At 70.2% G+C, this 11630-nt stretch carries 10 protein-coding genes and 1 pseudogene; 8 read left to right on the top strand and 3 right to left on the bottom strand.

Going from position 1 to position 11630, the window contains the following annotated elements:
* Nucleotides 1-417 (top strand): annotated as a pseudogene (locus tag GT042_RS32025) (hypothetical protein); the annotation flags it as partial.
* Nucleotides 418-570: 153 nt separating this feature from the next.
* On the opposite strand, the gene GT042_RS32020 reads toward GT042_RS32025, so the two are convergent.
* A complete protein-coding gene (locus GT042_RS32020; RefSeq protein ID WP_161312196.1) occupies nucleotides 571-2379 on the bottom strand; it encodes an ABC transporter ATP-binding protein in 1809 nt (602 codons plus the stop codon).
* A gap of 64 nt (nucleotides 2380-2443) precedes the next feature.
* The gene (locus GT042_RS32015) at nucleotides 2444-4141 is read right to left on the bottom strand and encodes an ABC transporter ATP-binding protein (protein ID WP_161312195.1); all 1698 of its coding nucleotides are present in this window, start codon (nucleotides 4139-4141) and stop codon (nucleotides 2444-2446) included.
* A 327-nt stretch (nucleotides 4142-4468) separates the two neighbouring features.
* Between GT042_RS32015 and GT042_RS32010 the strand changes: the two genes are divergently transcribed.
* The 7 genes from GT042_RS32010 (at nucleotide 4469) to GT042_RS31980 (ending at nucleotide 10539) form a co-directional block, all read left to right on the top strand.
* The gene (locus GT042_RS32010; RefSeq protein WP_161312194.1) at nucleotides 4469-5635 is read left to right on the top strand and encodes an ATP-binding protein; all 1167 of its coding nucleotides are present in this window, start codon (nucleotides 4469-4471) and stop codon (nucleotides 5633-5635) included.
* Nucleotides 5632-6033: a roadblock/LC7 domain-containing protein gene (locus tag GT042_RS32005; protein ID WP_161312193.1), complete on the top strand. Its 402-nt coding sequence runs from the start codon at nucleotides 5632-5634 to the stop codon at nucleotides 6031-6033. The genes GT042_RS32010 and GT042_RS32005 overlap by 4 nt, the downstream gene beginning before the upstream one ends.
* Nucleotides 6030-6410, top strand: coding sequence for a DUF742 domain-containing protein (locus GT042_RS32000; protein ID WP_161312192.1), 381 nt, complete (start codon nucleotides 6030-6032; stop codon nucleotides 6408-6410). Before GT042_RS32005 ends, GT042_RS32000 begins: the two co-directional genes overlap by 4 nt.
* The gene (locus tag GT042_RS31995) at nucleotides 6385-6978 is read left to right on the top strand and encodes an ATP/GTP-binding protein (protein ID WP_161312191.1); all 594 of its coding nucleotides are present in this window, start codon (nucleotides 6385-6387) and stop codon (nucleotides 6976-6978) included. Before GT042_RS32000 ends, GT042_RS31995 begins: the two co-directional genes overlap by 26 nt.
* 10 nt (nucleotides 6979-6988) lie before the next feature.
* The gene (locus GT042_RS31990) at nucleotides 6989-8341 is read left to right on the top strand and encodes a cytochrome P450 (protein ID WP_161312190.1); all 1353 of its coding nucleotides are present in this window, start codon (nucleotides 6989-6991) and stop codon (nucleotides 8339-8341) included.
* Between the two features lie 382 nt (nucleotides 8342-8723).
* Nucleotides 8724-9701: a cytochrome P450 gene (locus GT042_RS31985; RefSeq protein ID WP_345944003.1), complete on the top strand. Its 978-nt coding sequence runs from the start codon at nucleotides 8724-8726 to the stop codon at nucleotides 9699-9701.
* Between the two features lie 76 nt (nucleotides 9702-9777).
* A complete protein-coding gene (locus GT042_RS31980) occupies nucleotides 9778-10539 on the top strand; it encodes an enoyl-CoA hydratase/isomerase family protein (RefSeq protein ID WP_161312188.1) in 762 nt (253 codons plus the stop codon).
* A gap of 35 nt (nucleotides 10540-10574) precedes the next feature.
* On the opposite strand, the gene GT042_RS31975 is transcribed toward GT042_RS31980, so the two are convergent.
* Nucleotides 10575-11279 carry a GntR family transcriptional regulator gene (locus GT042_RS31975; protein ID WP_161312197.1) on the bottom strand — a complete coding sequence of 235 codons (705 nt, stop codon included), beginning with the start codon at nucleotides 11277-11279 and terminating at the stop codon, nucleotides 10575-10577.
* Between the last annotated feature and the right edge of the window lie 351 nt (nucleotides 11280-11630).

Genomic DNA, 11630 nt, shown 5'->3' with positions numbered 1-11630 from the left:
GCGCTGATCCACCCCAGCGCCCCGGGCCGCGCCCTGCTCGACTTCCGCCGCGGGCTGTTCGCCGAACACGTCGCCGACTCGCCCCAGTCGGCCCGCGCCGCGTACCGCAGGGCCCATGCCGCCGCCACCGCGCACGAGGAGACCCTCCTGCTCTCCTTCACCTGGCGCCACCTCGCCGGACTCGCCCTGCGCGAAGGCGAGTTGGCCGAGGCGAGACATGGCTTCGGCGAATCGCTGCGGATCCGCGAGGAGTTGGGCTATCTCGTCGGTACGGCCCCGGCCCTCGCCGCGCTCGCCGACGCCGAGCCGGAACCGGAGGCGGCCAGACTGCGCGCCGAGGCCGGGCGTCTCTTCCGTCTGCTGGGCGGCGTACCGACGTGGCTGGCCGACCAGTTGACGCCGCCTGCGCCGGTGTGAGCGACCGGACGGGCGGCAGGCTGTGGTGGCGCTGCGGACATGCTGGGACGGTGCCTCTCTCCGGCTCGAAGGCGGGCATCAGGGACGATCATCGTTGATGATCTTCGTACACGGCCGCCCGCGCCCGGCACAAGACGGCCCCGCGTTTTGTGATCACAGAGTGATCGAATCCGCCTGGTCGCCGGGGGGACGGGGGTGCGGCGCCCGCGTCGGCGGTTCGCCGCCGTGCCAGGAGCGCCAGAGGCCCGCGTACGCCCCGCCGCGCGCCACCAGTTCGTCGTGCGTGCCCAGTTCGGTCAGCCGGCCGTCGTCCAGGACCGCCACCCGGTCCGCGTCGCGGGCCGTGTGGAGCCGGTGCGCGATGGCGATGACCGTGCGGCCTTCGAGGACGGCGGCCAGCGCGCGTTCGGTGTGCCGCGCGGTCGCCGGGTCCAGCAGGGCGGTCGCCTCGTCGAGGATCAGGGTGTGCGGGTCGGCCAGGACCACCCGGGCCAGGGCCAGTTGCTGGGATCGGGCGCCGTCGGTGCGGGTCGCGCCCGCCCCGGTGCCCAGCTCCGTGTCGAGGCCCCCGGGCAGTTCGTCCACCCATTCCGCGCCGACGGCGGCGAGCGCGGCACGCAGTTGGTCGTCGGTGGCGGCCGGGGCGGCGATCCGCAGGTTGTCCCTGACCGTGTCGGCGAAGACGTGGTGCTCCTGCGTGACGAGGACGACCTGGCGGCGCAGTTCGTCCGGGCCGAGGGCGGCGATCGGCACCCCGCCGACCGTCACCTCCCCGGTGTGCGGCCGGTCGATGCCCGCCAGCAGCCGGCCGAGGGTGGACTTGCCGGCGCCCGACGGGCCGACCAGGGCGAGCCGTTCGCCGGGCCTGACGGTCAGGTCGACGCCGTGCAGGACGTCGCGCCCGCCGTCGTACGCGTACCGCGCGCCGGTCACCTCGATCAGGTCACCGGCGGGAAAGCGTCCCGGCCCCGGGTCCGCCGCCGGTTCCTGGCCCAGTCCCTCCACCCTGGCGAACGAGGCCCCGCTGCTCTGGAGTTGGTCCACCCACCGCAGGATCGAGTCCAGCGGGGTGTCCAGCTGGCGCAGGTACAGGGCGCAGGAGACGACCGTACCGAGGGAGACGGCGCCCCGGTCGAGCAGTGCCCCGCCGACCAGCAGGACGGCGACCACCGGCACGACGTACGAGACGTCCACGGCCGGGAAGAGCACGCTGCGCAGGAAGAGCGTGCGGGTGCGGGTGCGGCGGCTGTGCTCGACGGCCTCGTCGCAGGCCGCGACGCGCCGCTCCTGGAGGCCGAACGCCTCGACCGTACGAGCGCCGGACGCGGTCGCGGACAGCATCTCGGCCATCGCGGAGTTGGCGGCGCCCTCGGCGAGGTAGTCACCGTGGGCCCGGCGCAGGTACCAGCGGGTGGCGAACCCGATGCCGAGCAGGCCGAGCACCCCGCACACCCCGAGCCGTACGTCGAGGGCGAAGACGGCACCGAGGACGAACACGATCTGGACGGTCGCGATGAACACGTCGGGTCCGGCGTCCCGCAGCGTGGTGCTGACCTCGGGGACGTCCGCCGTGCCGCGTGCCGCGAGGTCGCCGGTGCCCGCGCGCTCGACCGCCGAGGCGGGCAGCGCGAGCACCCGGTCGACCAACTGCTCCCGGATCCTGGCGGAGGTGCGTTCGCCGAAGCGGTGGCCGACGAACCGGGCCTGGCGGGTGAGGAGGAACTGCGCGAGCGCGCACACCACGATGACGAGCGCGTACCGGTCGACGGTCCGCGTCCCCTCCCCCGCGCCGACGGCGTCGACGATGCGGCCGAGCAGCCAGGGGCTGACGAGCCCGGCCGCCGCCGCGAGCGCGTTGAGGACGATGAGGGTGGTGAAGGCGCGGGCGTCCCGGCGGATCAACACGGCCGCCGCGCGCCGGACTTGGCGGGGTGAGGCGACGGGCAGCTGCCGGGCGGTCATGGGAAGTGTTCCTCTCGACAGATCGACGGACTCGTCCTGGGGTGCGTGCGTGGCGGTCCGCGCGCTACGAGCCCCGGGACACGACCTCGCGGTATCCGCTGTCGCCGCGCAGGAGTTCCTGGTGGGTGCCGACGGCGGTCACCCGGCCGTCGGTCAGGAAGCAGACGGTGTCGGCCTGGGCGAGCAGCAGGGGTGAGGTGCTGGTGACCACGGTCGTACGCCCCTTCCTGGCGGCGCGCAGCCGGGCGGCGACGGCGGCCTCGGTGTGGGTGTCGACGGCCGAGGTCGGTTCGGCGGCGAGCAGGATCTCCGGGTCGGCGAGCAACGCGCGGGCCAGCCGCACGCGTTGGCGCTGACCGCCCGAGAGGTTACGGCCTCCGGCGTCGATCACGGAGTCGACGCCGTCCGGCAGGCCGAGGACGACGTCCTGCGCGGCGGCGGCGAACAGCGCCCGGGTGACGGCCTGTTCGTCGCGCTCCTCGCGGCCGGCGAGGACGTCGCGCAGGGTCCCGGCGAAGAGGTCGGCCTCGTGGTCGGCGACGAGGATCCGGTGGCGGACCTCCGGCAGGGACATGGCGTCCAGCCGGGTGCCGTCCCAGGTGGCCGCCGAGTCGGAGAAGCGGCCGAGCCGGTCGACCACGGCGGCGCCGTCCTCGGGACGGGCGCCGGCCAGGACGGTCAGGGTGCCGGGCACCACCTCGACACCGGAGGCGGGGTCGTGCAGCACGGCGGGCGCGCGGGGCGCGTCCACGGCCGCCGCCGTGTCCTCGATGTCGCGCTCCAGACCGAGGAACCGGACGACGCGGCGGGCGGCCACCAGGCCCCGGGTGACCTGGTAGCCGCCTTCGACGAAGAACGCCACGGGCACGCCCAGGACGGCGACGTACCCGTACACCGCCACCAACTCCCCTACGGAGATGGCCCCTTGTACGGCCATTCTCGCCGCGAGCCAGGTCACGACGGCGAGGAAGAGGGCCGGCAGGCCGGGTCCGAGGGCGTCGATCCAGCTGGTGACCGACCCGACCCGGTAGCCCTCCTCCCGCAGACGGCCGGAGTCGCGCCGGTAGCGGTCGGCGTGGACGTCCTTGCCGCCCAGCCCGCTCAGGACCCGCAGTCCGCCGACGATGTCCACGAACCGCCCGGCGAGGGCGCCCCGTTGTTCGCGGTACACGCTCTCCACGCCCTGCAACCGTCCCAGCAGCGGGCCCACGGCGACCGCGAGCAGGGGCACCCCGAGGAGGACGACCAGGGCGAGGAGCGGGGAGACGGTGAGGAGGAGCCCGGCCACGGTGACGTACGCGAGGACCGCGCCGACCCCGGGCCCGGTGACGGTCAACGCCCGGGAGATCGTCGCGACATCCCCGATCCCGATGGTGACGACCTCCCCGGCCGTCGCCCGGCGGGGCAGTGCGGCGCCGAGCCGGGTGGCGTGCGCGACGACGACACGTACGGTACGGAACGTGGCGTCCATCCGGACCCGGGTCATGGTCCGGTGCCGCATCATGCCCACCCAGGCGTTGACCGCGCCCAGGGCGAACAGCGCACCGGTCCAGCCGGCGAGCGCGGTCCGGTCGCCCGCCCGCAGCCCGTCGTCGACGGCGCGGGAGAGAAGGTACGGCGAGAGGGCCAGGCACAGCATCCACAGCGTGCCGTACGAGGCGCCGGCGAGGACGCGCCAGGGCTGGGCGCGCACCAGCCACCACAGATAGCGGGCCGGACCGCGCCGGTCGGGGCAACCGGGATCCCTGGGTGTGTCAGGCATGTGCAGCACCCTAACGGCCGCCGTCCAGGCACCCAATGACCGCAAATGCGGACCGTTGCTGAAAATCCGTCAGATGGGTAAAAGGGGGCACAGAACGCCATGGACGACCTGCCCTGACGTGGTGCTAAGATCGCCACGCTTGCCAAGCGGTAGGAAAACCTGCTAGGGCATAAAAGATATTCCGCGCACCGGCCCAGAAATCCGCCACATCCGGGGGAGACCTATGCCATTAGCCGGGCCTTTCACGGCTGTCCGGCAGGCGAGCACGCGCGGCCGACCGTGCATTCATGTCCGCACCTGGTTGCCCATTCGCCCGAAGAGAGCCCTATGACGCAATACTTTCAGGATCCAGCGCTTTGGGGACTTATCGCTGGAACCCCCGTGGCCGCGACCGCGATCATTCGTGGACGCAATTCAGTCCTTGAGCTGCGGAAAGAGAAGGAAGAACTCAAGCGGCACTACGCGAATCTGGAGGAGCATTACGCAGAGGCCGTGGAAGAGGCCAAGGACCGCGCGGAGGAAGCCACCAAAACGGCTCTCAAGTCCGCCATGCGGACCCTTCAGGGTCTGGCGAGCGAGCAGCAGCTCGCGATCACGAAGATTCAGGACAAGTACGGCGAACTCCAGATTCTTCAGGATCTCCTCGACATCGACCACATGAATTCGCAGTTCGCCCGGCGTGCCCAGTCGATCGCCGTGCTCTGCGACGGATGGCTCGGCCGGCAGCGCGCCGCGGCTTCCCTGTACGACGTGGTCCGCAGTGCGAAGGGGCGTATCCGCCACTTCACCCGGGTGGAAATCCGGGCCCAGAGTAATTTCGCCATCGTCAGCCGCGCCGTCGAACCGGTCGCGCTCACCCTCGCCGAACTGCTGGACAACGCGACCAGTTATTCGGCGCCGGAAACGATGATCGAGATCAACATCCGGCCCGTTCCCAAGGGTGTCTGCATCGTCGTCGACGACGCCGGTGTCGGCATGAACGAGGAGGAGAAGGCGAGGGCCGCCAAGCTCCTGTCGAGCGACCGCGCGCCCGGTGTCTCCGGTCTCGGCAACCCGCCGCAGTTCGGCTTCACGGTGATCGGTGTGCTCGCCGCCCGGTACGGCTTCAGCGTCTCCGTCGACTCCACGTCCCCGTACGGCGGGGTGCGCGCGGTGGTGCTGCTGCCCGACGAACTGCTCACGTCCATGCCAGAGCCCGAGGAGATTCCAGCCGTGGCCACCTCCTCACCGCTGCCGTCCGACGAGGACACGACGGGCGGCGTGAGTCCCGCCCCCGTGGCCGCCCCCGCCCCCGCTCCCGCCACCACGTTCGGCGGTCTGCCCAAGCGCCGCCGGCGCGGCGCGATCTCCATCGTGCCGACGGCGGGCGAGACGGCGGAGGCGCCCGTCCGCGACAGCGAGAAGGCCGCATCCGTCATGGGCGCGTTCCAGCGGGGCACGCAATCGGGCCGTCGTTCCACCCACACAAGCAGTGAAGGGCATGAGACGCAGTGAACTACGATCTTTCGTGGATGCTTGACAGTGCTCTGGAAGTGCCCGAAGCACGCCATGCCATTCTGGTTTCCGCGGACGGCCTTCTCATGGCCCGTTCCAAGGATGTCGGAAAGGACCACGCCGACACCGTCGCCGCCGCGATGAGCGGAATGCAGTCGCTCAGCCGTACGGTCGCCGATTTCTGCGGCGGCCCCGATCAGCGGCCCCAGTGGCGTCAGACTCTTGTGGAGTTCGACCACGGCTGGGTGTTTCTGATATCGGCCGGAGAGGGCGCCTATCTCGCCGTCTCCGCCTCGCCCGAAGTCGACATGGCTGAGATCACCTTCCGTATGCAGCAGCTGGTCGGCCAGCTCGGCAAGGCGCTCACCAGTCCCCCTCGGGAGGATGTGAAAGCATGACAACACCGGACGAGCCCGAGCTGGAACAAGAAGTCACTCCATTAGTGCGACCGTATGTGATCACAAACGGTCGCGAGCTGCTCGACGACAACGATTTCTCGCTGATCACTCTGATCACGGTGTCCGAGAACGCCCCGCAGAACGGGTTTCTCGATCCCGAAAAGCGGCGTCTCATGGAGCTGTGTTCCGGCGGTTTTCTCTCGGTCGCCGAGATAGCCGGGCACACCCATCTGCCCGTGGGTGTCGTCAAAATCCTTCTGCACGATCTCACGGCGGACGGCTATCTCTACACCCGTGCGCCCATACCTCCGGCAAAACGCGTCGACAGGCAAATCCTCGAGGAGGTGCTGAATGGGCTCCAAGCTCGCTTTGGATGACGGCGTCTACCTGCGCGATTCGGTACAGACCGCGGCCAAGATCCTGGTGGTCGGTCATTTCGCGGTGGGAAAGACGACCTTCATCGGGACCATGTCCGAGATTCCGCCGCTGCGGACCGAAGAGGTCATGACGCAGGCCGGCGAGGGGATCGACGACCTCAAGGGCACGCCGGGCAAGACCACGACCACCGTGGCCATGGACTTCGGCCGGCTCACGCTCAGCGAGAAGCTGGTGCTGTACCTGTTCGGCACCCCCGGACAGCAGCGGTTCGTCCAGGTCTGGGAGGACATGTCGCGCGGCGCCCTCGGCGCCCTGGTCCTGGTCGACCCGAACCGGCTCGAAGAGTCCTTCCCCGTGATGGACCTGGTCGAGCGGTACGGAATTCCGTACGCCATCGCCGTCAACCGGTTCGACGACGGCACGCCGGGCCACTCCGACGAGGAGATCCGGGAAGCGCTCGACCTGCTCCCGGAGACCCCGCTCGTCACCTGCGACGCGCGCGACCAGCGGTCGTCCGCCAATTCCCTCATCGTACTGGTCCGTTATCTCCAGTCGCGCCTCAACTAGGAGTCCAGGCATGCAATCTCATTCGGAATTCCTTGCTCCGCCGCCCGGCTGCCCCGCGCACAACAGCGGCAAGAGCGTGCCGCTGCACGGGCCGGAGTTCGCCGCGGACCCGGACGGCTTCTACAACTACCTGCGGCAGTTCGGGCCGGCCGCCCCGGTCGAGCTGACGCCCGGGGTCGAGGCCTCGCTCGTCACGGACTACGCGGCGGCGCTGCACGTGCTCCAGAACCCCGACACCTTCGCCAGGGACGCCCGCCGCTGGCGCGCCCTGAACGAGGGCCGGATACCGGACGACAGCCCGGTCCTGCCGATGATGATGTACCGGCCGAACCCGATGTTCTCGGACGGCGCCGATCATCTGAGGCTGCGTCAGGCCGTGACGACGAGTCTGGCCCGCATCGACACCCACCGCCTGAGCCGGCACGTCGACCGGGTCGGTTCCTACCTCATCGACCAGTTCAGCGGGCGGGGCCGGGCCGATCTGGTCGCCGACTACGCGCAGTTGCTGCCCCTGCTCGTCTTCAACGACCTCTTCGGGTGCCCGGCCGAGATCGGTGACCGGCTCATCTTCGGCTTCTCCGGCATCTTCGACGGCGTCGACGCGGAGAAGGCGAACGAGGTGCTCAGCGAGTCCCTCTTCGAACTGGTCGCGCTCAAGCGCGCCCAGCCCGGCGACGACGTCACCTCGTGGCTGATGCAGCACGAAGCCGGCCTGAACGACGAGGAGATGATCCACCAGCTCGTGCTGCTGATCGGCGCGGGCACCGAGCCGACGCAGAACATCATCTCCAGCACCCTGCGCCTCCTGCTGTCCGAGGACAAGCGCGGGGACGGCATGCTCGTCGAGGACGCCATCAACGACGTGCTCTGGAACGGTCCTCCGATCGCCAACTACGCCGTGCACTACCCCGTGTTCGACGTGGACCTCTCGGGAAGCCGGCTGGACGCGGGGAACCCCGTCCTCATCAGCTTCGCGGCGGCCAACAGCGACCCGGGCCTCTCCGCGAGCCGGCAGACCCTCAGCAAGCGGGCGCACCTGGCCTGGGGCGCGGGACCGCACGCGTGCCCGGCGAAGGACCCCGCACTGCTGATCTCCGTGCTGGCCGTCGAGAAGCTCCTCAACACCCTGCCGGACATCGAACTGGGCGTGCCCGCCAACTCGCTGACCTGGCGTCCCGGGCCGTTCCACCGCGCGCTCAACGCGCTGCCGTCCCGCTTCACGCCCGTACGGCACGAGAGGCGCGAGTCCGCTCCCCTGCCGACCTCGGGCCGCAATGCCGGAAATACTCCGGTACGGGATCAGCCGCAGCGAGCGCAGAAGGGTAACTTCTGGAGCGGATTCCTGTCCTGGTGGAAGGTGTGACATTCGCAACATGCCAGAGGCATTGTCGGTCGAATGAGTGTTCCACCATCGGGGTAGACAGGGTTGGCGAATCTTATGTGATGTCTTGAATAAAGGAGTCTCCGTGGAGCCGTCCCTGGCAGCGCCACTCATAGACCGACGCGCGGTGGTTACGCTATTCTCCCGTCTGCGCACGGCGAACGGCCAGTCGAATCCACTGCCTTTCTACGCGGATCTCAGGTCCATGGGCAGCGTCGTGCCCGCCCCCTGGGGCGGCCACCTGGTGAACTCCTTCGAACTCTGCAATCAGGTATTAAGAGACCGGGCTTGGCAGGTACCGGATAGCGCATGGCGTCTTCGCCAGGGCGAGAAGACCCGGTGGAACTCTATTTCCTCGCGGGAAATGGGCAGGACACTGCCCGCGCTCAACCCGCCGCATCACACCCGGGTGCGCCAGTCGATCGGCAATCTTTTCGACCGTAATTCCCTGGAAGCCACCAAGGATTCGGTCGAGAGGACGACGGACCGTCTTTTCGACCGCCTGGCCGAGGAGTTGCGGGAGAACGGCGAGGCCGATTTCAGCGCCCTGGTCAGTGAGGAACTGCCGTCCCTCACCATTTGCGAATGGCTCGGTCTGCCGATCGAGGACTACGCGCTGATGCGGGACCTGACGCACCACCAGGTGTTCGCGCAGGAACTGCTGCCCTCGCCGAGCCAGCTCGCGCTGTCCGACACCGCGACCCTCCGGCTCCAGGAGTACTTCATCGACCTGGTGGCCAAGCGGCGTGCGGAGCCCGGCGACGACCCGATCTCCACGTGGCTCAGGACCTGGGACGGGATCGAGTCCGACCCCGCCAAGGCGGACGAGGCGGTCTACCTCCTCGCCCTGCTGGTCGTGCTGGCCGCGCCGGAGACCACGTCGACGCTGATCTCCACCATGGTGTGGCTGCTCCTGGAGCACCCCCTCCAGCTGGAGTGGCTGCGCGCGCACCCCCAGCACCTCCCCGACGCGGTCGAGGAGGTCCTGCGGTACGACTCCCCGAACCACATCATCAGCCGGGTCGCCGGCGAGGACACCACCCTCGGCGGGGTGCGGGTGTCCAAGGACCAGATGGTGCACCTCATGATCGGCGCCGCCAACCACGACCCGGCCCAGCACTCCGAGCCGGACGTCTTCAACATCCGCCGCCGCGCGACACATCTGAGCTTCAGTGGCGGAATCCACTACTGCCTGGGCGCCCCGCTGGCCCGCCTGGAGGCGACGACGGTCCTGAGCACGCTGCTCAGGCGGATGCCGTCCCTGCGCATCAGTTCGCCGCCGGTCTGGGCACCCCGGGTGGGATTCCGGCGCATCGCCTCACTGGGAGTCGTCGCGGGCTGACACCGGGTCAGTCACCGACGCTCCGTCAACTCCCTTGCAGAGACCGCGCGACAGCGGACGACAAACGAGGAACAGCGTGGTGGATGCTTTCAAGGTTCTGCGGGTCCGGCACGAAGGGCCTGTGCTGAACGTCCAGTTGAACAGCCCCGAGACCGGGAACGCCATTTCCGGGCTGATGCTGGACGAGCTTCTCGCCGTTCTGGACAGCGTGCACAACGACCCCGGCATCCGGGTGCTCATCCTCTCGGGTGCCGGGGACGACTTCTGTGTGGGCGGTGACCGGCGGGAGTTCGCCGAGTTCCTCCGTACGGACCCCAGTGGCGTGGCGTTGCGCACCCTCGGCACCAAGGCCCGCCGGGTCTGTGACGCCCTCGCGACGTCCGACGCGGTCACCGTCGCCCGGCTGCACGGCGGGGTGATCGGCGCGGGGGTGGCGCTCGCGGTGTACTGCGATCTGCGGGCCGGCGCGGACAACTGCCGTTTCCGGCTGCCCGAGTTGGCGCTCGGCATGCCCCCCGCGTGGGGCGGCTCGCTGCCCCGGCTCATCCAGGAGTCCGGCGCCGCCCGGATCCGTGAACTCATCATGACCGGCGAGAACTTCGACGCCGCCAGGGCCGCCGAACTGTCCCTGCTCCACAAGGTCGCCCCCGAGGAGGAGCTGGAGGACGCCATCAGCGCGTGGACCAGGCCGCTGGTGCGCAGGTCCGCGTCGGCGCTGCGGACGACGAAGGTCATGATGAACGCGTACGCGTCGGCCAGCCGGCTCGCGGACGCCTCACTGTTCGACGCGGAACTGCTGACCGCCTCGGTGGCGGCGGGGCGGGCGGGGCGGGGCTGAGACACACGGCGGGCGCGCGTCCACGAGAGCGGCCGTCACGCGCCTCTGAAGTGTTCCTCCACGAGTGACCGCACCACGGTCAGATCCTCTGCGGTCAGCGCGTCGAGGAGCGCGGTGTGTTCCGCCGCGTCGGCGACGAGGTCGGCGCGCCGCACGGCCGGGGCGCTGACCAGGGGCCACTGCGAGCGCCTGTGCAGGTCGTCCGCGACCGCCACCAGCTGCTGGTTCCCCGAGAGGGAGAGCACCGCGCGGTGGAAGGCGCGGTCGCGGTCCGCGTAGGCGGCGTGGTCGCCGACGGCGGCGGCCGCCCCCGTCGCCTCGGCCAGGGGCCGCAGTTCGGCCCAGCGCTCGGCCGGTACGGTACGGGCGAGCCGGAGCATCACGGGCACCTCGATCAGGGCCCGTACCTCCGCCAGTTCGGCGAGTTCGGCGGCGCCGCGCTCGGCGACCCGGAAGCCGCGGTTCAGGACGACCTCGACCGCGCCCTCCCGCGCCAGCTGCTGCATCGCCTCGCGGACGGGGGTCGCGGACACGCCGTACCGCTCGCCGAGAGCGGGGGCCGAGTAGACCTCGCCGGGCACCAGGTCTCCGCCGACCAGCGCGGAGCGCAGGGCGTCGAGGATCTGGCCGCGTACGGAATGGCGCCGTACCGGCCGGGGCACGGACGGTTCGGGTCCGCTGTACGTGTGCTCCCGGTCCTCCGGTGAGTCCTCCGGTGACGTACGCGCCTGCTTCGGCACCCAGTCGGGGCGCGCGGAGGCGTACGGCGGGGGCGCGGTCCTCTCCCGCCCGCCGTCCTGTTCCAGGCTTCGCTCCACCCGGTTCCACCTCCGCTCCTCCCTGCACGATAGGCGGGCGGGGCCGCAGTTCAAAGACCGAAAGTGTCGGGTAAGGTAAGGCTTACCTGCAAACGATCGCGATTCGGTGGTCCCCTGCATGACCCTTCCCGCCCTGCTGCCCCGCTCCCCGGCCTCGCCTGTCACGGACGCCTACGCCCGGCTGACCGAGGTCTTCCCCGCGCTGCGCGTCGACGAGATCGCGGCCGGCGGCGTGCTGCCGAGCGACAGCGGCTGGGTGCGCGCGGCCGACCT

Source organism: Streptomyces sp. SID3212, assembly GCF_009865405.1.
Taxonomy (GTDB): Bacteria; Actinomycetota; Actinomycetes; order Streptomycetales; family Streptomycetaceae; genus Streptomyces.
This window is presented reverse-complemented; position numbering and strand designations above follow the sequence as displayed.

Excerpts from the sequence above, each read along its gene's own strand:
- GT042_RS32010 (WP_161312194.1), top strand. The coding sequence starts at position 4,469 with ATGACGCAATACTTTCAGGATCCAGCGCTTTGGGGACTTATCGCTGGA.
- GT042_RS32015 (WP_161312195.1), bottom strand. The coding sequence starts at position 4,141 with ATGCCTGACACACCCAGGGATCCCGGTTGCCCCGACCGGCGCGGTCCG.
- GT042_RS31995 (WP_161312191.1), top strand. The coding sequence starts at position 6,385 with ATGGGCTCCAAGCTCGCTTTGGATGACGGCGTCTACCTGCGCGATTCG.
- GT042_RS32020 (WP_161312196.1), bottom strand. The coding sequence starts at position 2,379 with ATGACCGCCCGGCAGCTGCCCGTCGCCTCACCCCGCCAAGTCCGGCGC.
- GT042_RS31985 (WP_345944003.1), top strand. The coding sequence starts at position 8,724 with ATGGGCAGGACACTGCCCGCGCTCAACCCGCCGCATCACACCCGGGTG.
- GT042_RS32000 (WP_161312192.1), top strand. The coding sequence starts at position 6,030 with ATGACAACACCGGACGAGCCCGAGCTGGAACAAGAAGTCACTCCATTA.
- GT042_RS31990 (WP_161312190.1), top strand. The coding sequence starts at position 6,989 with ATGCAATCTCATTCGGAATTCCTTGCTCCGCCGCCCGGCTGCCCCGCG.